This is a genomic window from Planococcus halotolerans, from assembly GCF_003289955.1.
GTDB classification, from domain to species: Bacteria; Bacillota; Bacilli; order Bacillales_A; family Planococcaceae; genus Planococcus; species Planococcus halotolerans.
Map to the genome: position 1 here is coordinate 1 of NZ_QLZR01000008.1, position 26108 is coordinate 26108.

The following is a 26108-nucleotide window of genomic DNA, read 5'->3' on the forward strand; positions in this document are numbered from 1 at the left end:
GGAGGATTAGCTCAGCTGGGAGAGCATCTGCCTTACAAGCAGAGGGTCGGCGGTTCGATCCCGTCATCCTCCACCATTTATTTCTCTTTCGCCGGAGTAGCTCAACTGGTAGAGCAACTGACTTGTAATCAGTAGGTTGAGGGTTCAAGTCCTTTCTCCGGCACCACTCATTGCATGAGCCATTAGCTCAGTTGGTAGAGCATCTGACTTTTAATCAGAGGGTCGAAGGTTCGAATCCTTCATGGCTCACCATTTTTAATTTCATATTTGCCACGCGGGTGTGGCGGAACTGGCAGACGCACTAGACTTAGGATCTAGCGCCTTCGGGCGTGGGGGTTCGACTCCCTTCACCCGCACCATTTTTTTGCGGAAGTAGTTCAGTGGTAGAACGCCACCTTGCCAAGGTGGAGGTCGCGGGTTCGACCCCCGTCTTCCGCTCCATTTTTTTTTGCAGACAAGCCGACCCTAAGCCGGGGTGGCGGAACTGGCAGACGCACAGGACTTAAAATCCTGCGGTAGGTGACTACCGTACCGGTTCGATTCCGGTCCTCGGCACCATTTGTTTGACAAAAACAGCAGCATTCACAGCAAGCGCCCGTAGCTCAATTGGATAGAGTACTTGACTACGAATCAAGCGGTTAGAGGTTCGAGTCCTCTCGGGCGCGCCATATTTTTACCATCCAGCATTGATAGTCCGGGAAGTAGCTCAGCTTGGTAGAGCACTTGGTTTGGGACCAAGGGGTCGCAGGTTCGAATCCTGTCTTCCCGACCATTTTCACGGGGCCTTAGCTCAGCTGGGAGAGCGCCTGCCTTGCACGCAGGAGGTCAGCGGTTCGATCCCGCTAGGCTCCACCATTTTTATATTCACAGATCCAGGCGGCGTAGCTCAGCTGGCTAGAGCGTACGGTTCATACCCGTGAGGTCGGGGGTTCGATCCCCTCTACCGCCACTTTTTTAGGACCTTTAGCTCAGTTGGTTAGAGCAGACGGCTCATAACCGTCCGGTCGCAGGTTCGAGTCCTGCAAGGTCCACCATCATATATTATCTCGGAGGAATACCCAAGTTTGGCTGAAGGGATCGGTCTTGAAAACCGACAGGGGAGTCAAATCCCGCGGGGGTTCGAATCCCTCTTCCTCCTCCATATTTTTTTAAAGTGTGTGGACAATTTAAAGTATTATTATCGCGGGGTAGAGCAACGAACCGCACGAAGACGGTGAGTAACACCGAAGCAGGCGAAGCCGATGCAGGTGTCAACTACCGGAACATCGAGTATGAAAGAACTCACTATATATTATTATCGCGGGGTAGAGCAGTTCGGTAGCTCGTCGGGCTCATAACCCGGAGGTCGCAGGTTCAAATCCTGCCCCCGCAACCAAATGGTCCCGTGGTGTAGCGGTTAACATGCCTGCCTGTCACGCAGGAGATCGCCGGTTCGATCCCGGTCGGGACCGCCATTTTATTAAAAATATGGGTCAGTAGCTCAGTCGGTAGAGCATTAGATTGAAGCTCTAAGTGTCGGCGGTTCGATTCCGTCCTGACCCACCATTTTTATGCGGGTGTAGTTTAGTGGTAAAACCTCAGCCTTCCAAGCTGATGATGAGGGTTCGATTCCCTTCACCCGCTCCATTATTTTAAAAATTTTGGGCCTATAGCTCAGCTGGTTAGAGCGCACGCCTGATAAGCGTGAGGTCGATGGTTCGAGTCCATTTAGGCCCACCATTCCGAAGTAGCTCAGTGGTAGAGCACCGCACTGTTAATGCGATGGTCGTAGGTTCGAGTCCTACCTTCGGAGCCATACTGGGGAAGTACTCAAGTGGCTGAAGAGGCGCCCCTGCTAAGGGTGTAGGTCGGGCAACCGGCGCGAGGGTTCAAATCCCTCCTTCTCCGCCAGTAATTGGCCCCTTGGTCAAGCGGTTAAGACACCGCCCTTTCACGGCGGTAACACGGGTTCGAATCCCGTAGGGGTCATATGAAAAAGGAAGACGTCATGCATTTTATGCATGACGTTTTTTGTTTGTCAAAATAAGTTGTCGGAAGGCTGTTACTGCTATAAGTTCCATAGTACTTTGTATAACAATAAAAAAAGCATCTCGTTGGAGAGATGCTTTAATGAGATATTTAAATGAGGTGCCCTATTAATAAACCAATAGCCAGAAGAAAAGCAAAGAGTGTATTTGTAATGCCTGTATCTTTCATAGCTGGCATAACTTTAAGTGGTTCTGTGTATCGTTTGAATATCCGAATGATTTTAACTGGTTTAATGATGCTTATAAATACTAATAATGCCCATGGCGTGATCATCCCAAAAAGCACTAAGCCTGCAATCCATGCATACGACAGAACAAAAAAGCTTAAAAGTATGTTGACTGCAGCTGGACGGCCGGCAAGGATGGCCAACGTTTTGCGCCCGCTTGCAGCATCACCGACAATATCTCTTATGTTGTTGGACATCATTATCGCTGCTACCAAAAGGGTGCTTGGAATCGACAGAAGAATAGCATCTATCGTAACTGTTCCTGTTTGAATGTAAAACGCAATGATAACAATGAGAAAGCCCATAAATAAGCCGGAAAATAATTCTCCAAAAGGTGTATAGGCAATCGGATAAGGTCCGCCAGTATAGAGATAACCGACCATCATGGCTATACCGCCAACGACCAGCAGCCACCAGCTTGTTTGCATACAGATATAGATGCCAAGAATTCCTGCTATGCCATATAGTAAAAATGCAAGTCCCAGTACGGTTTTCGGTTTAACGCCATTTCGTACAATTGCTCCGCCGATTCCTACTGATTTTTCATTATCAAGGCCACGGGCAAAGTCGTAATACTCGTTAAACATATTGGTTGCAGCTTGAATCAGCAAACTGGCGATCAGCATTGCTGTGAATAAGCCCCAATCTATCTGTGTATTTCTTATAGCGATCATCGTTCCCAGAAAAACTGGAGCGAAAGATGCAGTCAAGGTGTGCGGGCGGGTTAACTGCCACCAGACACGCCAGCCGCTGTCCGCTTGTAATGTAGTTGTCATGTTGTATCTCTCCTCTATTTATTCCATATTATATTGTACTGCAAATTTGATCGGATTACAGCAAATGTTGTGCTGATTTTAGCAGAAAAGAGTATGATAGAGGATAGAGGTTAAAAAGATTGAGAGCTTTTCCCGAAGGTTAGGAAGCTACCATATAAACGGAGGTAATTTGATGAATCGACCACAGTATTCATCGGCCGAAAAACAAGATAATTCAAGGTATATCGCATACCGTTTTTATACAGAAACCATTGAAGTAAACAGAATGTCTGCCTTGGCTTTTTTTGAAGCAGGGGAAAGTTTTTATAAAGGAAAACGTTTCTTCTGGCAGAACCCGGAGAAGACTTTTACGCTTGTCGGACTGGGGCATGCACATGTATTGACCGGTGCCAATCACCAGGGCCGATTTGAAGATGTAAAAAGCAATTGGCAAAGTTTGTGCAAGCAGATTGTAAATGAAGAGCATTTCATAGAGCCGATTCTGTTTGGCGGTTTTTCGTTTGATCCGTTGAACAAGTCGAAAAGTATTTGGCGCGAATTTCCTGAAGCTTATTTTGCAGTTCCGACATTCCAGTTGGTAATAAAAAATGATCGTGCATATATCAGTATTCATCTGATCACTAAAAAAGAGGATACTTTCCCGGAGTTTGAAGCGTTGCGCAAAGAACGTGATAAGCTGATCCATGCTGCACAAGTGTCTGAACCGCTTACTTATAAAAAGCCTGAAGTTACGGGACGGGAAGAGCTAAAAAAAGCTTCCTACCTTTCTTCCATTGACAAAGTGACTGGCGTGATCAAGGCGAAACAGGCGGATAAAGTGGTGATTGCAAGAGTTCTAAGATTGGACTTTGATAAATCTTTATCAGCTTCTTCTGCACTCTATCAAGTTTCAAAAGAACAGCCTGAAAGCTTCCTTTTCGGACTGGAAGCCGAAGAACAATTCTTTTTTGGGGCAACACCGGAACGGCTTGTAAAAGTCGAAGATCGCCAAGCTCTGTCCACTTGCCTGGCAGGCTCCACTCCAAGAGGAAAAACCGTTGAAAAAGATAATGAGCTTGGCAATGAATTATTGAATGACAGAAAGAACCGTTCGGAACATCAATATGTAGTGGACATGATCAGTAAAGTGTTTGCTGCTCATTGCCGCGAGCAGTTTGTGCCGAAAAAGCCGAAATTGATGAAGGTAAGGGACATTCAGCATCTATACACCCCGGTTGAAGGAGAATTAAAGCAGGGGTCGAATCTGATCGATCTTGTACGAGATCTTCATCCGACACCGGCGCTTGGCGGAGAGCCGCGGCAATCCGCACTTAGCCTGATCAGACAATATGAAACGATGAATAGGGGCTTCTACGCTGCACCAATCGGCTGGATAGATGCAAAAGGCGATGGAGAATTTGCAGTGGCAATCCGTTCAGCTTTATTGGATGGAAAAGAAGCTTATTTATATGCAGGGGGCGGAATTGTCGAAGATTCCACTCCAGAGTCGGAGTATGCTGAAACTTGGGTAAAATTCCGTCCGATGCTTCGTGCCTTGGGAGGTCAATTGAGTGACGAATCGTAAATATCTAACCGAATATGTCTCTGCGTTTACACATAGTTTGGTGAACCAGGGAGTAAAAAACGTGGTGATCAGTCCCGGTTCGCGGTCGACACCACTGGCTTATGCCTGTATGAAAGAAGAAGGGCTGGCCGTTTACCGCCAGATTGATGAGCGGTCGGCGGCTTATTTTGCACTGGGAATGGCGAAGGCATCGGGAGAACCGGTGATGCTTCTCTGCACATCGGGAACTGCAGCGGCGAATTATTTTCCTGCAATTGTCGAAGCCTTCTATGCCAGAGTTCCATTGATCGTAGTGACGGCTGATCGCCCGCATGAGCTTCGGGAAGTCGGTGCGCCGCAGGCAATCAATCAAATCGATCTTTTTGGCTCTCATGTTAAATGGTCTGTAGATTTGCCGATGCCGGAACCTGAAAACCGTTTGGATTTTCTGGTGCGCCATCTGCATCGTTCAGTTAAAAATGCTGTGTCTGAGCCGAGAGGTCCGGTTCATTTGAATGTGCCTTTCCGTGAACCGTTGGTGCTGGATTTTGAACAGCAATATGACAGCACAGGCGAAATAACGCATTTAAAGGGTGAGTCACGGTTATCTTCATCGGTTGAACAATTCTTAATGGAAACTGTTAAGGCTGAAAAAGGGCTTCTGATTGTCGGTGAAATGACCGAGAAGATGCCTGATGAATTCTGGTCGTTTATCCGTAAATTGAATTGGCCGGTTCTCGCCGATCCTTTATCCAATGTACGCAGTAATCTAGATGAAAACTGTAAAGATTTGATAATCGACAGCTATGACGCCATTTTGAAAAGCGAAGTTTTTAAAGAGGTAATGGTGCCGGATGTTGTCATTCGTATTGGACCGCAGCCAGTCTCGAAACCTTTAACGCTTTATTTGGCTGCTGTAAAACCGAAAACATTCGCTGTTTTTGATGAATCACCAATGATGCGGGACGCACAATCAGTAGTGACACATCATATCCAGGCTTCAACAGACGGCTTATGGGAATTGCCCATCGGAACGAAGGCGTCCAATTCCTATACGGAAAAATGGGCAGCGGCTTCCGAGTTATTCTGGGAACTTGCAGAAGTTCATTGCAATGAAAAATTGGATGAGGGTGTGCTGGCGAAAGTTCTGTTTGATGAACTCGATAGTTGTGACCTTATTGTCAGCAGCAGCATGCCGATACGTGACACAGATACTTATTTCAAATCGACTTCCCGCGACATCATGATTTATGCAAACCGTGGCGCAAATGGCATTGATGGAGTTGTGTCGACGGCATTCGGTGTGCAGGCAGCGAAAAAGCGTCCGGCTTATCTGTTTATCGGTGACTTATCGTTCCTGCATGATATGAACGGATTGATTGCTTCGAAAATGCAGGAAACGGATTTGACGATTGTCGTGATGAACAACGACGGCGGCGGAATTTTCTCTTATCTGCCGCAATCACAGGAGGAACGTTATTTCGAAGATCTATTCGGTACTCCCACGGGGTTGAAATTCGAGGATGCCGCGAGAATGTATGATGCTGATTACGCAGCTGTCGAATCGAAAGAGCAATTTGTTGAGGCGCTTCGTACAAAAAAACAAAAGGCAGTTAAGATCATCGAAGTGTTTACGGATCGGGAAACAAATGTACGGGTCCACAGAGAGTTGTGGAATCGGCTGATTGAGGAGCTGGGCGGGCAATGAAAATGGAGATTGAAGGCGTCAATTATCACATTGAACTAATGAATGAAGATAAAGAACAGGCGCTGGTATTTCTTCATGGTTTCACCGGCAGCACCAAAACCTGGCATAAGATAGTCCCTCGCTTTGAGGAATATAAAATCGTGCTCATTGACCTGCTTGGCCACGGTGGCACCGACAGTCCGAAAGATCCGGAGCGGTATTCGATGGAGCAGCAGATGCGGGACCTGGAAAAGATATTTGACCATTTGGGGCTGACGAACTTTGCCTTGGCAGGGTATTCGATGGGCGGACGAACAGCTCTTGCATATGCCTGCGAATTTCCCGGGCGGCTTTCCTCTTTATTGCTGGAAAGTTCTTCGCCTGGTTTAAAGACTGAAGAGCAGCGCAGCGAGCGAAGAAAAAATGATGGCAGATTGGCCGAACGGATTACGTCTGGCGGAATCATATCATTTGTTGATAGCTGGGAGAAGATTCCGCTTTTCAGAACACAGCACGCATTGTCCAAGCATGTTAAAGCAGAAGTCAGGGAAGAACGGCTGGCGCAAAACCCGATAGGTCTGGCAAACAGCTTGATCGGTATGGGAACAGGTGCACAGAAGTCATACTGGGAAACAATCAGCCAGCTGCAGATTCCCGTTTTATTGGTTACGGGGAAGCTGGATGAGAAGTTCACGGCGATTGCGAAAGAGATGGTTTCGCTGATGCCGAATGCCGAACACAGTGAGATTATAGCAGGACATGCTTTACATGTGGAAAAACCTGCTGAATTTGCTACAATAGTATGGGAGTATTTAAAAAAGAATTTTTAGGAGGAAAATCATGACACGTGAATGGGTAACAGAACGTACATATGAAGATATCAAATATGAAATTTATAATGGGATTGCGAAGATTACAATCAACCGTCCGGAAGTGCGCAATGCTTTCCGTCCAAAAACGGTACATGAATTGATCGATGCATTTTCACGCGCACGCGATAATTCAGGCGTAGGCGTAATCGTATTGACTGGCGAAGGGGAAAAAGCCTTCTGTTCAGGCGGCGACCAAAGTGTTCGCGGACATGGCGGTTATGTTGGAGAAGATGAGATTCCGCGTTTGAATGTCCTTGACCTTCAGCGTTTGATCCGTGTAATCCCTAAACCGGTTGTAGCAATGGTGGCTGGATATGCAATCGGCGGCGGACATGTATTGCATGTTGTTTGTGATTTGACGATTGCTGCTGATAACGCACGCTTCGGCCAGACTGGTCCTCGCGTCGGTTCGTTTGATGCTGGCTACGGTTCAGGTTACCTTGCGCGCATCATCGGACATAAAAAAGCGCGTGAAATCTGGTACTTGTGCCGTCAGTACGACGCTCAGGAAGCGCTTGATATGGGACTTGTAAACACAGTAGTCCCTTATGAGCAGCTTGAAGATGAAACAGTGAAATGGTGCGAAGAAATGCTTGAAATGAGCCCGACTGCACTTCGTTTCGTAAAAGCGGCAATGAATGCTGATACAGATGGCCTTGCTGGTCTTCAGCAAATGGCTGGTGACGCTACTTTGCTTTACTATACAACAGACGAAGCGAAAGAAGGCCGCGATGCTTTCAAAGAAAAACGCAAGCCTGATTTCGGTCAATTCCCTCGTTTCCCTTGATCATCAATAATTGAAAGCTGTCCTCCCGGGGGGCAGCTTTTTTTAGAATGAACGGAGAGTGGCAGGAGTGTCGTCGATTCGATATAAGAGCTTTACCATGCTGGAGGCGGGAGATTTACTGAATGGACTGGTTTCATTGCATACGAAAGTTTTTGGCAGTTCAGATGATTTGGCTGGAAGAATGGCTGAAAAACCGAAATTACATATAGATCTTGCATTGGATGGCGACAGGGTAATAGGCTATAAAGTCGGCTATGCCTTAAACCGGGAGCAATTCTACAGCTGGCTCGGCGGTGTCGATGAAAGTTATCGTCATCAGGGAATAGCGCGCCGATTGATGGAGAGGCAGCATGAGTACGCCCGCCAGGAATCGTATAACGCCGTCAGGACCCATACGAAGAACAAATGGCGAAGTATGCTGCTGTTGAATATTCAAAGCGGTTTTGACATCATCGGCATATATATGGACGATACTGGTGAACCGAAAATTATATTAGAAAAGAAGCTGTGAGTATAAAGTCGGCTTTACAGAAAGGGATTTTGAAAAATGAGCTATCCGAATTGGCTTAGCCAACGGGCACATTTAAGCGGCAGCCGAATGGCGCTGTCATATGGCGGGCAGCAATGGACATTCGCGGAAATCAATGACATTGCCGCCGATTATGCGGGCAGACTGACGTCTCTTGGAATCTCTTCTGAAACGAGAGTTGCCGTCCTTGCCAAATCGCATCCGGAGTCTGTGTTTGTTATGTATGCGTGTCTGCATATAGGCTGTGAGATGGTCATGCTGAATGAGCGGCTTTCGGCAACGGAACTGGAATATCAATTGCAAGATTCAAAAGCTGCTTATTTATTGGTGGATGAAGAACTGCAAGGGAAACTCGATTCCAGCAATAAAATCAGTTTTTCTGAAATTCAAAATGCTTCGCCTTCCAATTTCAAACCGGAAGAAGAGTGGCCAGAAGATCGGACGATTTCAATCATGTATACATCCGGCACAACCGGTTATCCAAAAGGCGTCCGGCAAACAGCAGGGAACCATTTCTCCAGTGCAGTTTCATCCGCGTTGAATATCGGCATTGCACCTGGAGATGTCTGGCTCTGCGTCATGCCGCTATTCCATATCAGCGGTTTTTCGATTCTGATGCGTTCACTCATCTATGGGATGGGTGTGCAGCTTCATCCGAAATTCGATCCAAAAATCTGTGCGCACGAATTAAGCGCTGGAACAGTCACCCATATGTCTGTGGTGGCAGTGACGCTGGAACGGGTTTTGAGTGAGCTGGAAACAGCAGCTCTCCATGTTTCGGCAAATTTCAAAGCGATGCTCGCCGGCGGTGGTCCGGTTCCGATTTCATATATGGAACGGGCTGAGAAGTACGGCATTTCCGTGCTGCAAACATATGGCATGACAGAAACTTCCTCTCAGACGACCACATTGCAGCCGGCAGATGCTAAACGGAAGATCGGTTCGTCCGGCAAGCCTTTATTTTTATACCAAATAAAGATTGCTGAAAATGCAGCGCCTGGTGAAAAAGCGGAAATACTGATTAGGGGTCCACAGGTGACGCCAGGGTATATCGGGAAATTTGCGGAGCGAGACGTGCAAGAAGAAGGCTGGTTCCATACTGGAGACATCGGTTATCTGGATGAAGAAGGTTTTCTGTTTGTCGTTGACCGGCGTTCGGATCTGATTGTATCCGGCGGTGAAAACATATATCCGGCTGAGATTGAAAAGGTCTTGCTTGGACATCCGGCTGTTCGAGAAGCAGGAGTCTGCGGCATGCCCGATGAGCAATGGGGAGAAGTGCCGGCGGCTTTTGTCGTTCTTCATGAAGAAGCGGCGATGGAAGATTTAAAGGCTTTTTTGAAATCACATATTGCCGGTTATAAAATCCCGAAAGTGATTCGTACAGTCGATTCATTGCCGCGCAATGCTTCGAACAAAGTACTTAGAAGAGAGTTGAAATCATGGTTGTGACGATTCGGGAGATCAGATTCCAGCGAATCCATAAAAAGCTGAAAAAAACGTTTGTCACTTCTTTGCAGACTGTAAACGACCGTGAAGCAATCATGGTAACAATTATATCTGACAACGGGTTAGAAGGTTTCGGAGAATGTGTAGCATTCTCGACTCCCTGGTACACGGAAGAAACGGTGGAAAGCTGTGCTTTTGTGATGGAGCGGGTTTTGAAGCCATTATTGCAGGGTAGGATTCTGTCCTCACCTCACGAAGTGGCTACTGTCTTTGCACCGGTCAAAGGCAATCATATGGCGAAAGCGGCCATTGAAATAGCAGTATGGGACTTGTTTGCGAAATACGAAGGGGTGCCGTTATGGCAATATATTGGAGGTATCCATAAGCATATTCCTGCAGGTGTAGTGGTAGCAGCCGGTGCTGATGGCCTTTTGCATGACATCGAACAGGCAGTATCAAAGGGCTATAGCCGTATTAAAATTAAAATTACTGCTGAATCTGATATAGATTTATTGAAAGAGGCAATCAGCCGTTATCCTGATATAATGTTTTTCGCTGATGCGAATGGCGGATTCAATAAAGACAGTTTTGGTCAGCTCACTCTTTTTGATGATGTTGGATTTTCATTGATGGAACAGCCTTTCGGCAAACAGGAATGGGATCTTCACGCACAGGCAAAAAAACAGATGAAGACGCCTATTTGTCTGGATGAAAGCATTACAAGCATTCATGATGTAGAGCGGATGATTGAGATGCAGGCAGCTGATATTATTGTACTGAAAATGGGGCGGCTGGGCGGCTGGCATGAAACATTGAAAGTCGTGGATTTATGTCGCAGGAATAGCATCGGGATGTGGGTAGGCGGCATGATTGAATTCGGCATTTCCAAAGCCCATAATCTGGCGTTGGCTTCTCTGCCGGATATCGTGCTGCCTGGCGATTTTTCAGATTCCCGGCATTTTTGGAATGAAGACGTTATTACTCCTGAGATAGAAGTGATTGATGGAAAAATCGAATTACAGCAGCAGGCAGGCATCGGCTATAGTGTAGACTTAAATAAAGCAAGGCTCTAAGAGTCTTGCTTTATTTTTTTGTCTTTATAAAACTGATTTATGATACGATTAATTGGAACTTTCTGTATGGTTGGTTAGTTGTTTATATGGAAAAGAGGAGGGTTTTATGAACCAGCGAATATTTTTTGGTGTTCTGTCATTTATTATTTTAGGATGGATCATTGCGATAGGGTATGCAAGTTCCCAGCAACTGGATCAGCCGGTATTCCTTGATCATTACATAGATGAATACCAGCAGGATGAAATTCAAATGCAGTTTTATTACATAACGAATAAAAGAGATCGAAAAGCAGTCAATTATATAATGCTGGATGATATACCGGGCTATGTCGACCACTATTATGATCCGATGATGGAAGAGATTCCATATGAACAGCGATTTGGCCATTATGAAGTGCGAAGTATTTATGCGACATTGGATTTACGGGGACTGGATTCTATCGATGAAAAAATGGTGTTCGATAAGATGAGGGTGCATTTTTCTGATGGTCAATTTGAAACGGTAGATGTGGGTGAAATTATAATCCATCCAGCTCTGTATAATGAAAAAAATTATTTATCACAAGACGTAACAGCTGCAGGGGCTGATTGGGCCGGCTATATTCTGAATGCTGAGGAAGATTTTTCAATTGAGTCGCTGGTGCCCCATATCCCAGTGGACGAATCAGCTCACTTGAAAGTGCAGGTTCTTAATCCTGAAGAGAGTTTTCACGAATCCAGGTTCTTTAAGGTAGTGGAAGACGGGGCTCAAAATAGCCAGGGCATTGGATATGAAGATGTAAATTATCCTATCGTTTTAAATGAGGAAGATAAGTTGGCGGTGTCTTTCATAAATGAAGGCAATTATAAGTACGTTCTGAAATCCTGGGTGAGAGTTGAAGGAAAAGACACAGATGGCTTGGACGTTTCTTTCCCAACATACTTGTCTCAGATTCCGCAGTTGGAAAAAGAGGATGTAAAGACAATTATTGAACAAAAGCGGGAGGACCAATAAATGAAGAAATCATTGAGTCAAATTTTATATGGTTATGTTTTCATTCTTCTCGATATCCGGATAGGTGTGGATATCCTGGCCGATCCAGTCGGTTATCTCCTGATTGCGCTCGGATGCCTCAAGCTGGGAGAAAAGTATACAGACGGCAAACTGGCGGCTTATATTGCCATCACTATGATTTTTTTGTCCATTCCTTCCGTTCTTATCGATTTTAATCTTGTTGAAACTGGATCCTGGTATTATTATTCCAATGGCTTGTTTGTGGGTGAACTGGTTATGACTTTCTATTTGTTCAGGCTGTTGAAACGGTTGGCAGAAGCATATGGCGAAAATGAATTAAAAGACCGTACCCAATTTTTGTATAATATCTATATCCCAGCGAGCTTGTTTATGCTCGGCTTGGCTGCTTTCTATACAGCTACTGAAATGCGAAGTATGGAAGAAGTTTTTTTCGTTCTGGTACTGATTTTATTGATATTAAATATCGCCTTTATTCTTTTGCTTAATGCCTTTCGAAAAGCTGCAAAAGAGGAAGAACCGCTTGTTTTGGATCTGGGGGAAGGGAGTAAGGAGGGCTGATGAAATTTTATATCGCTTCGAGTTTTGCAAATAAAGATAAGGTAAGGGAAGCTGCAAGCATTTTAAGAGAGGCGGGACACGTTCAAACCTATGATTGGACAGCGAATTTGCGCGCTTCTTCGGTTGAAGAACTGGTGTTGTATGGAACGCTGGAGAAGAAAGCTGTGCTCGAGGCGGAGTTTATAATTGTTTTATTGCCGGCGGGCAAAGGCAGCCATATTGAATTGGGCATGGCGCTTGGACATGGAAAACGCGTGTATCTTCTTTCGGAAACTGAAGAGCTATTCGACTTTGAGGTGACCAGTACTTTCTATTATTTACCGGAAGTTCATATTCTGGTCGGAGCATTGAGCGAGAGCATTGAAAGCATCTCGAAGTCCATAGAACAGCAAAAAAGCGTCCAATGATTGCCATTGGACGCTTTCTGCATTTTATTTCAGTACTGGATTACGTGGAGATTTCAATGCTTTGAAAAGAGTTTGGATCAGGATGAATACAGCTGCTGCCGCCATACAGGAGATGGCTAACAGAAAGAAGCTATCAGCAAATTCCTCATATTTGAAGCCGAGCGCCAGGTAGGCGCCGTCTTCAAAACCGGTTGGCTGATAATAGAACAGATGGTCAAGCAGGATATCGAGCGTGGAGAAAATCCAGCCGATTACAAATGCAGCAAAAATCCGCATGCCGTGTGCCAGCATTTTTTCTTTACTGTCTTCAGGGAATTTCAGCATTAAAGCAAGAAGCGCAGTGCCAATGATGATTACCGGTATTTCCAGCTGTTCAACATACATGGAAGGGGTCACTGCCAAACTTGTCAGGACCGCTGCGACTGTTAAGGCGGCAAGCAATTTTTTCATCCGGACCATCCTTTTCAAAAAAGAAGTTATTATCAGTATACAATAAAAACGAAAATTCCGAAAACAGGTCCGGGATGTTGATATTATAAAATTTTTTGAAATGAAAAAAACACACCCGTGATGGGTGTGCTTTTATTTCAGAATAGTTTCAAGGACTTCCAGATTTCTTTCCATCAAAGTGAAGTAGGTTTCTCCATTATCGATATCTTCCTGCGTCAACACGCCGAGATTATGCATTTGGACAGCTTCCGCGCCGACTTCTTTCTGGACAACTTCTGTCAGATTGGACGAGACGTTCTGTTCGAACACGATGTATTCGATGTTTTTCTCGCGTGCCATGTCAACAATTTCCGTTAACTCTTTCTGGGATGGTTCGTCCTGGCTGTTCAGGCCAGCTACAGCCACCTGTTCAAAGCCATATGGTTCCGCTAAATAAGTGAACGCTGCGTGGGAAACAAAAAAAGTATCCTTTGATACGCGTTCCCCTAAATGGCTGAACGATTCATCCAATTGTTCGAGCTCCTCGATCAGTTGGGTGTGATTCGTTTCATAAACTTCAGTGTTACCCGGATCTTCGGCAATCAGTGAATCTTTGATGGATGTTGCAAGTTCCTGGCTGAGTTTTGGCGACATCCAGATATGAGGGTCCGTAGAGCCGTGGTCATGGCCTTCATGGTCAGCTTCTTCTGCATGTTCTTCATGATCTTCATGAACTTCATGTTCATCGTCATGGGCTTCTTCTTCACCGTCATGTTCCAGTGCAGCTTCCAATTGCTCATCAGTGATTGAATCTGCAAGTGCCGTAAATTCCACATCTTCACCATCAAGCGTGTTTTTCGCGCTGTCGATAAAACCTTCAAGGCCAAGGCCGATATAAAACATAAGGTCCGCTTCCGCGATGGCGATCATATCCTGTTGGGTCGGTTCGAATGTGTGTTCATTCGCCCCAGCCGGGTAGACGGATTCCACTTCCACTTGATCCCCGCCGATTCTTTCAGTGAAATAAGTGATCGGATAGACAGTCGTAAACACCTGGATCTTCGAGCTGTCTTCTTTTGAATCAGCATTGTCTGTTCCGGAATCGCTGCAAGCGGCCAATGTCAGTATTGATATTAATAAAATAAATAGAGCTAATTTTTTCATGTTAATCCTCCAAAATGTAACGATTACGTTTTAATTACAAACAGTATCTTACCGCAAACTATATTCAAACACAAGAAAAACCTCCAAATCATTTTTTTGGAGGCCATTCTTCAGGTACAAAATCGACGCCGCCTTTATTGAAAGGATGGCAGCTGAGTATCCGTTTTATTGCCAGGTATCCGCCTTTCAGTGCTCCGTGCTTCTCGACGGCTTCGATGCCGTAATGGGAACAGGTCGGGTAGAACCGGCAGCTGGGCGGTGACAGGGGAGATATGAAACGCTGATAGAAGCGGAAAATTTTAATCAGTATTGTTTTCATGTTGGTCGCCATCTTCTTTCCATAAGTTTGGAAACTCTTCATGTTTATTGTATGGGCTTTAAAGGTATTAATAAAGTAGAAGAACTTATCAATTTGAATGGAGAGTGGATTTGGATGTCAAAAGAATTAAATCAGGAATTAAACGTACAGGTCGCAACATGGTCGGTGGTTTATACAAAATTACATAATTTCCACTGGTATGTAAAAGGGCCGTCATTTTTCACACTGCATGTGAAATTTGAGGAACTTTATAATGAAGCGACACTTCATATGGATGAAATTGCAGAACGTTTGCTGGCACTTGGCGGCAAACCTGTAGCAACAATGAAAGAGCAGCTTGACTTGTCAGTGGTCAAGGAAGCGAGCAGCAAGGAAAGTGCTGAAGAAATGGTTGAAACCATTGTAAGTGATTATGATAAGATCATGGCTTCACTGAAAAAAGGAATGGAATATGCAGCTGAAGATGGCGACGATATGACGGAAGATATGTTGAACGCCATTCACCAGAATCTTGAGAAGCATTCATGGATGCTTTCAGCATTCCTTGGCGAAAAGAAGTAAAATAAAATTACACAAGCGCACACGTTTCGAATTGTGTGCGCTTTTTTTATTTGTTCAGGAGTGAGGCAGGATGGAATACACGGATTTAAATGGCTGCGAATGCCGGTTATCTTTTGAAAGGGATGCTTTTCAAGTGGAAAGCCGACATGTACTTGTCATTGCGAAATTCAATGGAAAATGGCTGCTGACGGAACACAGGGAGCGGGGGCTGGAGTTTCCCGGCGGCAAAGCTGAGGCAGGGGAAAGTTTGGCCGAAGCCGCCAAAAGGGAAGTATACGAAGAAACAGGCGGTGTAATTGAAAGTCTTGACTGGTTTGCGGAATACCTGGTCCACAGCGAGCCGCCATTTTCTAAAACGGTATTCACGGGAACGATTTCAGCCATTGACGAAATTGATCTGTTGGAAACTAAAGGAGCTGTTCTGGTTGAGAGTTTGGACGAGGACAGGGCCTTCAGTTTTCTGATGAAAGATGAAGGAATGAAAGAAATTATGGAGCGGGTGAAACAGGATGGAAAATGGGAAGATTAGATCAAAAAGAATATACCCTTCGCCGAATCCCCATGTGAAGCTGACGGAAATCGTTTATTGGTCAGAAGGCTTGAAGGTCAAAGGGCTGCTGGCAGAACCCAAAAAGCCGGGGAATTACAGCGGATTGCTGTACCTGCGCGGCGGCATCCAGTCAATCGGCATGGTGAGGCCGGCACGGGCTGCCCAATATGCCGCACAGGGATTTGTGGTATTTGCTCCTTATTACCGGGGCAACAGAGGGGGAGAAGGCCGTGATGAATTTGCCGGTGCCGACCGCTGGGACGCGGTCCATGCGGTGGATGTACTGAAACAATTCTGCAATGGGCATGTGCATTTGCTGGCATTTTCCAGAGGCGGCATCATGGCGCTGTGGACAGCGGTGCTGCGGGATGATATCACGTCTCTGGTGACGTGGGCAGGTGTTACAGATACAGTCTTAACTTATAAAGAGCGACCGGATATGCGGCGCATGATGAAGCGGATTTATGGTGGGACGCCGAATACGGCTTTAACTGCCTACGAAGAACGGAATCCGCTTTTAAGGTTGGATGAAGCAACAGCACCGGTGCTGATCATACACGGATTGAGAGATGAAAATGTGCTGCCGGCACAGGCTTACCTATTGGAAGAAGCTTTAAAGCTGAATGATCATCCTCATGAAACCTGGTATTTCCCCGAATACACGCATTTCTTTCCGCCGGCTGCCAACCGTAAAACGGTGGCTGCATTGGCGCATTGGATGAAAGAGAAAGAAAAAGATACTGCAAATTAAAAAGCACATCCGGCAACTCGCCGGATGTGCTTTTGCTTATTAATTGTTCAATGGTCCGCCTTGAGCGCTGATGTCAGCTGATACGGAACCGAATTTTTTGAAGTTATCCTGGAATTTCTGAGCAAGCTCCTGTGCTTTCGCATCGTAAGCTTCTTTGTCGGACCAAGCGTCACGAGGGTTAAGAACTTCAGTCGGTACGCCAGGAATTTCCTGAGGAATGCTTAGTCCGAAGACAGCTTCCTGTTCAGTCTTAACGTCGATCAATTCGCCTTTGATTGCTGCGCGAACCATTGTACGCGTATAAGAAAGTTTCATGCGGCTGCCGACTCCGTATTCTCCGCCAGTCCAACCGGTATTGACGAGGAAGACTTCCACATCGTGTTCATCGATTTTATTGCCAAGCATTTCTGCATAAACAGTTGCATGCAACGGAAGGAAAGGTGATCCAAAGCAAGTTGAGAATGTTGCTTCCGGAGAAGTGATGCCACGCTCAGTGCCTGCCAGTTTAGATGTATAGCCGCTTAGGAAATGATACATAGCCTGTTCTTTCGTCAACTTGCTGATTGGAGGCAGTACGCCGAATGCATCAGCAGTTAAGAAGACGATTGTTTTCGGGTGTCCAGCCATTGATGGGTGGATGCTGTTGTCGATTGCATCAATCGGATAAGCTGCACGCGTGTTTTCTGTCAATGAACCATCATCGTAGTCGGGAATACGTGTTTCCGGATCAACGACGACATTTTCAAGAACAGAACCAAAACGGATTGCATCAAAAATCTGGGGCTCATTTTCATGTGAAAGATTGATTGTTTTCGCGTAGCAGCCGCCTTCGATATTGAAAACGCCGTTATCAGACCAGCCGTGCTCGTCATCACCGATCAGTTTGCGGTCCTGGTCAGCTGATAGCGTCGTTTTGCCTGTTCCGGATAAACCGAAGAACAAAGCAACATCGCCTTCCTGGCCAACGTTAGCCGAGCAGTGCATAGGTAAAATGCCTTTTTCGGGAAGGATGTAGTTCATAATTGAGAAAATGGATTTTTTCATTTCGCCGGCATATTCCGTGCCGCCGATCAGAATGACTTTTTTCTCCATGGAAACGATGATGAACGTTTCTGAATCAGTGCCGTCAACTGTTGGGTCGGCCTTGAAAGTAGGCGCATAAACAACGGTGAACTCGGCGTCATGGATTTTCATTTCGTCTTCTGATGGACGGATGAATAGTTGGTGGGCAAAAAGATTATGCCAAGCAAATTCATTGATTGTCTGGATGTGCAGGCGTGACTCAGGATCTGCCCCTGCGAATCCTTTAAAGACGAAAAGTTCCTCTTTAGATTTAAGATGGTTCAGTACTTTAGCATAAAGGTTCTCAAAAACTTCAGAAGAAATCGGACGGTTTACAGTACCCCAGTCAATTTTATCTTTCGAAATATCTTCTTCTACCATATACTTATCTTTAGGCGAGCGGCCTGTGTATTTTCCTGTTTCGGCTCTGACTGCACCTTCCCGTGTCAAAATTGCTTCTCCACGTGAAGTGGCTGCCTCCACCAATTGTGGGACCGACCATTGGACATTAACGTTGGGGCCGTTTAAAAGATCTTTCAAATCGTTTGTTAAGTTAACTGAGTTCATATATGTACCTTCCTTTTCGGTTATTCCCAAGGCATTGGGGAAGAGTTATATTCGAACAATAGTATAACACATTAACCCGATTAGTCTATACTAATAACCAGGAGGATTTAAAAAATCATCATTTATGCATATTTAATACCCGTATTGGGTTGTTTTAAAGCATTCAATGCGAATAAAATATAAAAATCGTTGACATCATATAGTCTATTCCGTATGATGAAAAATTGAACGGATACTCTTATTCCGAGCTGGTGGAGGGGGCAGGCCCTATGAAACCCGGCAACCTGCTGCATTGATGCAGCGCTGGTGCCCAACCTGAAGCAAGGCTCACAGGCCTTGGATGATAAGAGTGAAAGGTGCTTATGATGATTTCTCCTTTCCTCATTTATTGATGAGAGAAGGGATTTTTTTATGGAACGCCCTTAATCCTCGTGTACAAAGGCCACAACGGCTTGAAGTTCAATCCATAACGTTTGGAACGGACTTGACATGGGAAAACGAGTACCGTATCAATTTCGAGAGCAATCTCGCAGGATATAAGGAGGAACATTTTTTGACAAACCGTCGATTATTCACATCAGAATCAGTAACAGAAGGACATCCGGATAAAATCTGTGACCAAATCTCAGATGCCATCCTGGACGCGATCCTGGCAGAAGACCCTAATGCACGAGTAGCGTGCGAAACTACCGTTACTACAGGACTTGTTCTTGTAGCAGGGGAAATTACAACAACAACATACGTGGACATCCCGAAAGTGGTGCGCCAGACTGTTAAAGAAATTGGATATACACGAGCGAAATACGGCTTTGACTCTGAAACGAGCGCGGTATTGACTGCAATTGATGAGCAATCGCCTGATATTGCAGCAGGAGTGAACGTGGCTCTTGAATCCCGTGAAGGCCAGATGACAGATAAAGAATTGGATGACATTGGAGCAGGTGACCAAGGTTTGATGTTCGGTTATGCTAACAATGAAACCGAGGAACTGATGCCATTGCCGATTTCATTGGCACATAAATTGGCTCGCCGTTTAGCTGAAGTGCGCAAAGAAGAAATTCTTCCTTATTTGCGTCCGGACGGTAAAACACAGGTTACTGTTGAATATGATGAAAACGATAAACCACTGCGTGTGGATACAATTGTTATTTCCACTCAGCATCATCCGGAAGTAACACTTGAGCAAATTCAACGCAATATTAAAGAATATGTCATCAACGAAGTCGTTCCGGCTGAATTGATCGACGACGAAACAAAATATTTCATCAACCCGACTGGCCGTTTCGTTATCGGCGGACCTCAGGGAGATGCCGGTCTTACTGGCCGCAAAATCATTGTTGATACTTACGGTGGCTATGCCCGCCACGGCGGCGGTGCTTTCTCCGGCAAGGATGCGACGAAAGTTGACCGTTCCGGTGCATACGCAGCACGCTATGTAGCGAAAAATATTGTTGCTTCCGGTTTGGCTGATAAATGTGAAGTGCAGCTGGCTTATGCGATCGGTGTTGCACATCCGGTTTCCATTTCAGTTGATACATTCGGCACAGGCAAAATCAGTGAAGACCAATTCATCGATCTTGTCCGCAATAACTTTGACTTGCGTCCGGCTGGCTTGATCAAGATGCTTGATCTTCGCCGTCCGATCTACAAGCAGACTGCAGCTTACGGCCATTTCGGCCGCACAGATATTGATCTTCCTTGGGAGCGTACTGATAAAGCTGAAACTTTGAAAGAACAATCAGGGATTTAATGAAAACAAAAACCGCTCAAGCTTCGGCTTGGCGGTTTTTTACTATTTCTGCAGAGATTTATAATAAGCGGCTTTCTCGGCATATTCCCGGACGATGCGTTCCATGTCGGCGATGTCGTCTTCATTGAGATCCCGTATGACTTTAGCAGGGCGCCCAAATGCCAGCTTGCCTGGAGGGATGACTTTTCCTTGTGGAACAAGGCTGCCGGCTCCGACAAATGCCCCTTCGCCGATTTCAGCCCCGTCGAGGATGACAGAACCCATGCCAATCAATGCATTTTTGCGGACGATGCAGCTATGGAGAGTCACCTGGTGGCCCACAGTAACATTGTCTTCCAGAATCAATGGGTTATTCGGGCTTTGGTGGAGCATGCATAGATCCTGGATATTCGTTTTAGTGCCGATAATGGTTGGGGCTACATCACCGCGGACGACTGTATTGAACCAGACGGATGATTCAGCGCCGATTTTCACATCGCCGGTGATGGTTGTGTAATCAGCGATAAAAGCCGATGGGTCTATTTGCGGGTGTTTGTCTTTGTATGGGTAAATCATGGTAAAACTCCTTTAATCAAGATAAGATATCTTTAATGGTAGCAAAACCTTTTGAAAGGTCAACTTTAAGATCTGATTTTACGAGTAGATAGATTAAAGGGGGCGTTGGTATATGTGGAAATGGCAGGCTGAAGGCCAGGCGAAAGCAGTGGTTGTAATCATTCACAGTGCATATGAACATCATCTGCGCTACGCTTGGCAAATCAAGGAATGGAGGAGTTCCGGTTTTGAAGTGGTGATGGGGGATCTGCCGGGCCACGGCAAAAACGAGGTAAACCCTAAAGCTCACAGCGAATCATTCGAAGCCTATGAAAAGGCGGTCAGTGAAATGCTGGAAGTGGCAATCGAGCTTGAGATGCCGGTGTTCATTGTGGCGCATGGTTTAGGAGCTACTTTGGCCATCAATTACTTGAGCAAACATTCCATTGAAGTGGCGGGGGCCGTATTTACTTCTCCGTGGCTTCATCTGCTGCGGACGCCTTCCAAACTATCCAGTGCATTGTCCGGGGTCCCGAAACTCACTTCACAGATTAAAATTAAACACGAAATTTCAATTGAAGATCTGACCCGGAATCCTGAAGTGATCGAACTTGAAAGGGACGATGAATTGTATAGACCGCAGATATCGATTGGCTGGTACCGTGAGCTGCAGGCTTACATGAAACAGACTGCGAGTGGAAAACAGAATTACCCGGACATCCCGACATTTGTTCAGACAGCAGAAAAGGATTTAATTGCTGATAAAGAAGCTTCGAAAAACTGGTTAAAGCAGCAGAATCTGAAAGAATTCAGTTATAAAGAATGGAAAGATGCTTACCATGATCTTTTTCAGGAACCGGAACGCGAAGATGTTTTTACCACATCGCATTTATTCATAAAAAATGTTTTACGGTCATTAGGCTACTTAGTGAAATGATGGTGGGAAGGAGTGGGTGAGTATGGTTTTGCGTTACAGTATCCTTGATCAGTCCCCTGTTTCCGAAGGCAGCAATCCTGGTGAAGCCTTGAAGCAAACTGCCGAATTGGCGCGGTCTGCCGAGAAATGGGGCTATACCCGGTTCTGGGTTTCCGAGCATCACGATGCGGCGACATTGGCGGGCTCATCTCCTGAAATCCTGATATCCCATTTGGGGGCAGTGACGGATAAAATTCGGCTGGGTTCCGGAGGAGTGATGCTGCCGCATTATTCTTCTTTCAAAATTGCTGAAAACTTTAAACTGCTGGAAGCGTTATACCCTGGCAGAATCGACGCCGGCGTCGGCCGGGCCCCGGGTGGGATGCCGCGCGCTTCATTGGCGTTGAATGAAGGGAGAAAACGGAATGTCGACAGCTTTCCGGGTCAAATAGACGAATTATCCATGTATTTGAACGATGCAATCCCGGAAGACCATATGTACCACGGCATGAAAGCGACGCCGCTGACCGAATCAGCGCCTCCGATATGGATTCTTGGTTCAAGTATGACGTCGGCTTTATTGGCGGCAGAAAAAGGTTTGCCTTATATGTTCGCACATTTCATCAACGGTGAAGGCGGACAGGATTATACCCGTACTTACAGGGAACGCTTTGAACCGGAGGGAAATGCCAGTCCGTATGTCGGATTTGCGATATTCGTTATTTGTCAGGAAACAGAAGGGGAAGCAGAAAGAGTTGCGGCTTCTTTGGATCTTGCTTTATCGATGGGGGCACAGGGCATGCCTTCAAAAGGGACCCCGCCTCCCGAAAAGGCACTTGCCTATGCATATTCAAAGTTTGAGAAATTACTGGTTGAAGAAAATCGGCGCCGTATGATTGTCGGCACGCCCAAAATGGTGGGGGACCGGTTGGAAGAGCTGGTAGAAGAATATCAGGCAGATGAAGTGATGCTCGTATCAATGGCTTATGATTTTAACGATAAACTGAAGACATTTAAGCTGGTGTCTGATGAAATAAAGAAAAGAAATTCGCAAAATAAAATAGAGCAGTAAAAAATACCGACAGGATGCTTTTGCATCGGGCGGTATTTTTGATGCAGCGGGTTATGGTTGATAGCTGAAAACTAGGTGCCCATTCCAAGGAAATATTCACGGTAAGTAATAAATGAAACGACCAGCATAACGGCGACATACATAATGGATCCGATCAGGACGTAAGAGCGCTCAGAGACGGCAGCTTTGTGTTCCATCCGAATCCCGGTCTGCCCTTGGATCGACATATCCATCTGCCTTGAAGCCATGCCGCCTTTGCTGGTAACAAAGTAGATTAAAATGAGGGCAATACCGCCGACGGGAATAGAAATATCAAGAAAAGACATATTTAACAGCAGCGAAGCGACCCAGTTCAAGGCGCCGATAATAAGAACAGTTATTAGTATTGTAATTATATTTTTCATTGTATCTTCCTCCTTCCAATTATAATAAGGTGGAAATTTTATCCTTTACTATTACTGTATACGGTTTTATCGTTAAGAAGTTTCGTTATTCGTGGAATTTTCTGTATTCTAAATGGTGCATAACTTTTCAAGGGAATAGAAAAAGCGATTGTATCGTTCGACACAATCGCTCTATGTTTTTGATTATTTCTGTGGTTTTTTCTCTATCGCGACCAGGAAAGGAGGGGAATGCTGCTGATTGATGAATTGGTATTTCATAACATCGAATTTGGTTTGCGGCAGCTGTGACACAAAGTCCATTACGGCATCCCGTTCTTCGCTGCCTCCATCATGTCCGGAGTAGATGACGATGGCGACAAGGCCGGTTTCCTTCAAGAGCTCCAGGCATTGGGTGATGGCTGCAAGCGTAGTTGCTGACTTCGTAATGATGCTGTGATCACCTTTTGGCAAATAGCCAAGATTGAAAACCGCGGCAGCAATTTCTTCTGAGACATATTGAGCGATATTGGTATGGCTGTCGAGAATCACGTCCACATTGCCGTAGTCTTTGACCCGTTCTTTTGTAGCCCGAACAGCTTCTTCCTGGATATCGAAAGCGTAAACTTTCCCGGCATCTCCGGCCAATTGCGCCAGAAACAAAGTGTCATGTCCGTTGCCGGCAGTCGCGTCAATAACTCTATCGCCATCAGCAACCGCCTGTTCCAATAAAAATTTTGTGAATGGCAAAACACGCATCAATGTCATGCTTCCACCATCCCCTGATAATGTTTGCCTTGCCAGCTTCCTCGTCTTTCAAGTTCAGCATCGATGCCATTCAGGACATCCCACTTATTCACGCTCCACATCGGGCCAATCATCAATTCGATGGGGCCGTCTCCGGTAATGCGCTGGACTATCATGTCGGGTGGAATTACTTCCAGCTGATCAGCTACGAGTTTGATGTATTCATCTTTTTCAAGGAATTCCACCATGCCTTTTTCATATTGTTTCACCATAGGCGTGCCTTTCAGAAGATGCAGCAAATGAATTTTTATGCCTTGGACATCCAATTTTGCGACTTCACGGGCAGTTTCCATCATCATGTCCCGGTCTTCAAGCGGCAGCCCATTAATGATATGGGTGCAGACACGGATGCCGCGGCTGCGCAATTTTTCGACTCCTTCTATATATAAGGAAAAATCGTGCGCCCGGTTTACTAACCGTGCGGTTTTATCGTGTACAGTCTGCAAACCAAGTTCAATCCATAAATAAGTGCGTTCATTCAGTTCAGCCAGATAATCGACCACTTCATCGGGCAAACAATCCGGACGGGTGGCGATGCTGAGGCCGATGACATTTTCCTGTGCGAGCGCCGCTTCGAATTTTTCTTTGATGACCGGAAGCGGGGCGTGGGTATTTGTATAAGCTTGAAAATAAGCGATGTATTTGCCGTCTTTCCATTTCTTATGCATTTTTGCTTTGATCTGTTCAAATTGTACAGGAATCGGATCGACGCGGTCACCCGCAAAATCACCGGACCCCGCTACCGAACAGAAAGTACATCCGCCGAATGAGACAGTGCCGTCCCGGTTGGGGCAGTCAAATCCTGCGTCAAGCGCAATTTTCATTACTTTATGGCCAAAATGGTCGCGCAGGTGGCGGTTCCATGTGTAATAGCGTTTGCCGTCTGAAGAAAAAGGCAGGTTCATTTCCATAAAAACAACTCCTCTTTTTTGTATTGTAGCATGGCCGGTTTTCGGCCCACAACGGCAGAAAAATCTGTTATTTGTGGTTCGATGAAAATCTTCTTGTAGAGTGCGGGTAAAAGGAATACAATGACTCTTGGAAATGAGCTAAGAGGAGACAGTACGATGCCGAAACAAGTATGGCTTTTAATCATCGGAATGCTTGTCAATGTTACCGGGAATTCATTCCTGTGGCCGTTGACGACTATCTATATGCATGATCATTTAGGAAAATCATTATCACTTGCCGGCCTTGTGCTGATGGCGAATGCAGGAGCCGCTGTCATCGGGAATCTGCTCGGGGGCATGCTGTTTGACCGCATCGGCGGCTATAAATCAATTATGGGCGGAATCATTGTAACGATTTTCGCTTTGACTGGCTTGACTGTTTGGCACGATTTTGTGCCATTCGTGGCGTTTTATACAATTATCGGTTTCAGCGGTGGAATCGTGTTTCCGAGTATGTATGCGATGGTCGGAACAGTTTGGCCGGAAGGCGGACGCAAAGCGTTCAACGCGATTTACCTGGCTCAGAACGTCGGCGTGGCAGTCGGACCTGCAATGGCTGGTGTGCTGGCCGCGTTAAGTTTTGATTATATTTTCATGGCGAACCTCGGAATGTATATCGTGTTTTTCTTTATCGCGTTATTCGGCTTTAAATCGATGTCGATTTCAGCCGCATCGCATACCAGTGTATTCAATGAAGGAAAAAGGATCCGCAACCGCGCGCCGTTTTATGCGCTGCTGATCGTCTCAGCCGGCTATCTCCTTTGCTGGGTCGGCTACGTCCAGTGGCAATCAACGATTTCCGCTTACACCCAGGAAATCGGCATCACTTTGCCGCAATACAGTTTTCTGTGGACATTGAACGGCGCTTTGATTGTGCTGGGACAGCCCTTGATTCGACCAATCATCAAACGCATCGAAGATAATATCAAACAGCAATTGCTGATCGGCATCGTTATTATGATGGTGTCGTATCTGGTCGTCGCTTTTGCAGAGGAATTCAGCATGTTTGTGATTGCCATGGCGATTTTGACCATTGGAGAGATGTTCGTCTGGCCGGCTGTTCCGGCGCTTGCCAATCAACTGGCGCCAAAAGGGCGGGAAGGCTTCTATCAGGGAATCGTCAATAGCGTCGCTACCGGCGGACGTATGATCGGCCCTTTAATGGGTGGAGTTATGGTCGATCTTTACGGTATGTCAGCATTATTTATCCTTGTAACCATACTACTGGTCGCGGCGATCGGTACTTCGCTGGTCTACGATCTTCCGTTGAAAAAGAAACAGACGGCGATGGAGCAGGAAAAAGCAATAGTTTGAAATACTTAATGGAACTTCGCGGAAGCGGAGTT

Annotated in this window: 26 protein-coding genes, 20 tRNA genes and 1 riboswitch; of the genes, 37 read left to right on the plus strand and 9 right to left on the minus strand. The window is 45.8% G+C overall.

Annotated features, from left to right (window positions below; translation table 11 throughout):
- From DP120_RS15475 to DP120_RS15570, 20 genes are all read left to right on the plus strand, one after another.
- A tRNA-Val gene (locus DP120_RS15475) sits at positions 1–76 on the plus strand.
- A 14-nt stretch (positions 77–90) separates the two neighbouring features.
- Positions 91–166: transfer RNA gene (locus DP120_RS15480), tRNA-Thr, on the plus strand.
- 10 nt (positions 167–176) lie between these two features.
- Positions 177–252 (plus strand) — tRNA-Lys (locus DP120_RS15485).
- 22 nt (positions 253–274) lie between these two features.
- A tRNA-Leu gene (locus DP120_RS15490) sits at positions 275–359 on the plus strand.
- Positions 360–366: 7 nt separating this feature from the next.
- A tRNA-Gly gene (locus DP120_RS15495) sits at positions 367–441 on the plus strand.
- A gap of 28 nt (positions 442–469) precedes the next feature.
- Positions 470–558 (plus strand) — tRNA-Leu (locus DP120_RS15500).
- Positions 559–591: 33 nt separating this feature from the next.
- Positions 592–668 (plus strand) — tRNA-Arg (locus DP120_RS15505).
- 27 nt (positions 669–695) lie between these two features.
- Positions 696–772, plus strand: a tRNA-Pro gene (locus tag DP120_RS15510).
- A gap of 7 nt (positions 773–779) precedes the next feature.
- Positions 780–855, plus strand: a tRNA-Ala gene (locus DP120_RS15515).
- A gap of 20 nt (positions 856–875) precedes the next feature.
- Positions 876–949: transfer RNA gene (locus DP120_RS15520), tRNA-Met, on the plus strand.
- Positions 950–957: 8 nt separating this feature from the next.
- A tRNA-Ile gene (locus tag DP120_RS15525) sits at positions 958–1034 on the plus strand.
- 14 nt (positions 1035–1048) lie between these two features.
- Positions 1049–1141, plus strand: a tRNA-Ser gene (locus DP120_RS15530).
- 157 nt (positions 1142–1298) lie between these two features.
- Positions 1299–1375: transfer RNA gene (locus tag DP120_RS15535), tRNA-Met, on the plus strand.
- A gap of 3 nt (positions 1376–1378) precedes the next feature.
- Positions 1379–1454: transfer RNA gene (locus tag DP120_RS15540), tRNA-Asp, on the plus strand.
- Between the two features lie 15 nt (positions 1455–1469).
- Positions 1470–1545, plus strand: a tRNA-Phe gene (locus tag DP120_RS15545).
- 7 nt (positions 1546–1552) lie between these two features.
- Positions 1553–1626, plus strand: a tRNA-Gly gene (locus tag DP120_RS15550).
- Positions 1627–1642: 16 nt separating this feature from the next.
- Positions 1643–1719 (plus strand) — tRNA-Ile (locus DP120_RS15555).
- A 1-nt stretch (position 1720) separates the two neighbouring features.
- Positions 1721–1795, plus strand: a tRNA-Asn gene (locus DP120_RS15560).
- Between the two features lie 4 nt (positions 1796–1799).
- Positions 1800–1890, plus strand: a tRNA-Ser gene (locus DP120_RS15565).
- 6 nt (positions 1891–1896) lie between these two features.
- Positions 1897–1968: transfer RNA gene (locus DP120_RS15570), tRNA-Glu, on the plus strand.
- 150 nt (positions 1969–2118) lie between these two features.
- On the opposite strand, the gene DP120_RS15575 is transcribed toward DP120_RS15570, so the two are convergent.
- Positions 2119–3030, minus strand: a complete 912-nt coding sequence (locus DP120_RS15575; RefSeq protein ID WP_112224570.1) for a 1,4-dihydroxy-2-naphthoate polyprenyltransferase — start codon at positions 3028–3030, stop codon at positions 2119–2121.
- A gap of 172 nt (positions 3031–3202) precedes the next feature.
- Here DP120_RS15575 and DP120_RS15580 point away from each other — a divergent pair, with 172 nt between their 5' ends.
- The 10 genes from DP120_RS15580 to DP120_RS15625 all read left to right on the plus strand — a co-directional run bounded on the left by DP120_RS15580 (position 3203) and on the right by DP120_RS15625 (position 12950).
- Positions 3203–4594, plus strand: a complete 1392-nt coding sequence (locus tag DP120_RS15580) for an isochorismate synthase (RefSeq protein WP_112224571.1) — start codon at positions 3203–3205, stop codon at positions 4592–4594.
- Positions 4581–6281, plus strand: coding sequence for a 2-succinyl-5-enolpyruvyl-6-hydroxy-3-cyclohexene-1-carboxylic-acid synthase (gene menD / locus DP120_RS15585; RefSeq protein ID WP_112224572.1), 1701 nt, complete (start codon positions 4581–4583; stop codon positions 6279–6281). Before DP120_RS15580 ends, menD begins: the two co-directional genes overlap by 14 nt.
- On the plus strand, positions 6278–7090 hold the full coding sequence (gene menH, locus DP120_RS15590; RefSeq protein ID WP_112224573.1) for a 2-succinyl-6-hydroxy-2,4-cyclohexadiene-1-carboxylate synthase: 813 nt from the start codon (positions 6278–6280) through the stop codon (positions 7088–7090). Before menD ends, menH begins: the two co-directional genes overlap by 4 nt.
- Before the next feature lie 10 nt (positions 7091–7100).
- On the plus strand, positions 7101–7919 hold the full coding sequence (gene menB / locus DP120_RS15595; protein WP_112224574.1) for a 1,4-dihydroxy-2-naphthoyl-CoA synthase: 819 nt from the start codon (positions 7101–7103) through the stop codon (positions 7917–7919).
- A gap of 67 nt (positions 7920–7986) precedes the next feature.
- On the plus strand, positions 7987–8430 hold the full coding sequence (locus tag DP120_RS15600) for a GNAT family N-acetyltransferase (RefSeq protein WP_338046817.1): 444 nt from the start codon (positions 7987–7989) through the stop codon (positions 8428–8430).
- A 36-nt stretch (positions 8431–8466) separates the two neighbouring features.
- Positions 8467–9900 (plus strand): o-succinylbenzoate--CoA ligase, encoded by a 1434-nt coding sequence (locus DP120_RS15605; RefSeq protein WP_112224576.1) that lies wholly within the window; start codon positions 8467–8469, stop codon positions 9898–9900.
- Entirely contained in the window at positions 9891–10970 is a 1080-nt protein-coding gene (menC, locus tag DP120_RS15610; RefSeq protein WP_112224577.1) for an o-succinylbenzoate synthase, read from the plus strand. Before DP120_RS15605 ends, menC begins: the two co-directional genes overlap by 10 nt.
- Positions 10971–11076: 106 nt before the next feature.
- Positions 11077–11964 (plus strand): hypothetical protein, encoded by an 888-nt coding sequence (locus tag DP120_RS15615; RefSeq protein ID WP_112224578.1) that lies wholly within the window; start codon positions 11077–11079, stop codon positions 11962–11964.
- Positions 11965–12543, plus strand: coding sequence for a hypothetical protein (locus tag DP120_RS15620; RefSeq protein ID WP_112224579.1), 579 nt, complete (start codon positions 11965–11967; stop codon positions 12541–12543).
- Positions 12543–12950, plus strand: coding sequence for a group-specific protein (locus DP120_RS15625; protein ID WP_112224580.1), 408 nt, complete (start codon positions 12543–12545; stop codon positions 12948–12950). Before DP120_RS15620 ends, DP120_RS15625 begins: the two co-directional genes overlap by 1 nt.
- A 24-nt stretch (positions 12951–12974) precedes the next feature.
- Here the strand turns inward: DP120_RS15625 and DP120_RS15630 are convergent, their stop codons facing one another.
- The 3 genes from DP120_RS15630 to yidD form a co-directional block, all read right to left on the minus strand.
- Entirely contained in the window at positions 12975–13400 is a 426-nt protein-coding gene (locus tag DP120_RS15630) for a hypothetical protein (RefSeq protein WP_112224581.1), read from the minus strand.
- 132 nt (positions 13401–13532) lie between these two features.
- A complete protein-coding gene (locus tag DP120_RS15635) occupies positions 13533–14543 on the minus strand; it encodes a metal ABC transporter substrate-binding protein (protein WP_112224582.1) in 1011 nt (336 codons plus the stop codon).
- Between the two features lie 88 nt (positions 14544–14631).
- Entirely contained in the window at positions 14632–14862 is a 231-nt protein-coding gene (yidD, locus tag DP120_RS15640) for a membrane protein insertion efficiency factor YidD (RefSeq protein WP_205854560.1), read from the minus strand.
- Positions 14863–14976: 114 nt separating this feature from the next.
- Here yidD and DP120_RS15645 point away from each other — a divergent pair, with 114 nt between their 5' ends.
- From DP120_RS15645 to DP120_RS15655, 3 genes are all read left to right on the plus strand, one after another.
- On the plus strand, positions 14977–15423 hold the full coding sequence (locus tag DP120_RS15645) for a Dps family protein (protein WP_112224584.1): 447 nt from the start codon (positions 14977–14979) through the stop codon (positions 15421–15423).
- A gap of 70 nt (positions 15424–15493) precedes the next feature.
- Positions 15494–15952 (plus strand): RNA deprotection pyrophosphohydrolase, encoded by a 459-nt coding sequence (gene ytkD / locus DP120_RS15650; RefSeq protein WP_112224585.1) that lies wholly within the window; start codon positions 15494–15496, stop codon positions 15950–15952.
- Positions 15933–16724, plus strand: coding sequence for an alpha/beta hydrolase family protein (locus DP120_RS15655; protein WP_112224586.1), 792 nt, complete (start codon positions 15933–15935; stop codon positions 16722–16724). Before ytkD ends, DP120_RS15655 begins: the two co-directional genes overlap by 20 nt.
- Positions 16725–16763: 39 nt before the next feature.
- Here DP120_RS15655 and pckA read toward each other — a convergent pair whose 3' ends face one another.
- Positions 16764–18353 carry a phosphoenolpyruvate carboxykinase (ATP) gene (pckA, locus tag DP120_RS15660; RefSeq protein WP_112224587.1) on the minus strand — a complete coding sequence of 530 codons (1590 nt, stop codon included), beginning with the start codon at positions 18351–18353 and terminating at the stop codon, positions 16764–16766.
- A 235-nt stretch (positions 18354–18588) separates the two neighbouring features.
- Positions 18589–18703: riboswitch (SAM riboswitch) on the plus strand.
- A gap of 203 nt (positions 18704–18906) precedes the next feature.
- On the opposite strand from pckA, the gene metK reads away from it, so the two are divergent.
- On the plus strand, positions 18907–20103 hold the full coding sequence (metK, locus tag DP120_RS15665; RefSeq protein WP_112224588.1) for a methionine adenosyltransferase: 1197 nt from the start codon (positions 18907–18909) through the stop codon (positions 20101–20103).
- A 42-nt stretch (positions 20104–20145) separates the two neighbouring features.
- Here metK and DP120_RS15670 read toward each other — a convergent pair whose 3' ends face one another.
- The gene (locus DP120_RS15670; protein WP_112224589.1) at positions 20146–20658 is read right to left on the minus strand and encodes a gamma carbonic anhydrase; all 513 of its coding nucleotides are present in this window, start codon (positions 20656–20658) and stop codon (positions 20146–20148) included.
- A gap of 112 nt (positions 20659–20770) precedes the next feature.
- On the opposite strand from DP120_RS15670, the gene DP120_RS15675 reads away from it, so the two are divergent.
- Both DP120_RS15675 and DP120_RS15680 read left to right on the plus strand, forming a co-directional pair.
- The gene (locus DP120_RS15675; RefSeq protein ID WP_112224590.1) at positions 20771–21574 is read left to right on the plus strand and encodes an alpha/beta fold hydrolase; all 804 of its coding nucleotides are present in this window, start codon (positions 20771–20773) and stop codon (positions 21572–21574) included.
- 22 nt (positions 21575–21596) lie between these two features.
- Positions 21597–22625 carry an LLM class flavin-dependent oxidoreductase gene (locus DP120_RS15680; protein ID WP_112224591.1) on the plus strand — a complete coding sequence of 343 codons (1029 nt, stop codon included), beginning with the start codon at positions 21597–21599 and terminating at the stop codon, positions 22623–22625.
- 71 nt (positions 22626–22696) lie between these two features.
- Here the strand turns inward: DP120_RS15680 and DP120_RS15685 are convergent, their stop codons facing one another.
- From DP120_RS15685 to mnmL, 3 genes are all read right to left on the minus strand, one after another.
- A complete protein-coding gene (locus tag DP120_RS15685) occupies positions 22697–23029 on the minus strand; it encodes a hypothetical protein (RefSeq protein ID WP_112224592.1) in 333 nt (110 codons plus the stop codon).
- Between the two features lie 183 nt (positions 23030–23212).
- On the minus strand, positions 23213–23773 hold the full coding sequence (gene mnmM, locus DP120_RS15690; protein WP_112224593.1) for a tRNA 5-(aminomethyl)-2-thiouridylate-methyltransferase MnmM: 561 nt from the start codon (positions 23771–23773) through the stop codon (positions 23213–23215).
- The gene (gene mnmL, locus DP120_RS15695; protein ID WP_112224594.1) at positions 23770–24723 is read right to left on the minus strand and encodes a tRNA modification radical SAM protein MnmL/YtqA; all 954 of its coding nucleotides are present in this window, start codon (positions 24721–24723) and stop codon (positions 23770–23772) included. The genes mnmM and mnmL overlap by 4 nt, the downstream gene beginning before the upstream one ends.
- A 156-nt stretch (positions 24724–24879) precedes the next feature.
- On the opposite strand from mnmL, the gene DP120_RS15700 reads away from it, so the two are divergent.
- Positions 24880–26076, plus strand: coding sequence for an MDR family MFS transporter (locus tag DP120_RS15700; protein ID WP_112224595.1), 1197 nt, complete (start codon positions 24880–24882; stop codon positions 26074–26076).
- The last annotated feature ends 32 nt before the right edge of the window (positions 26077–26108 follow it).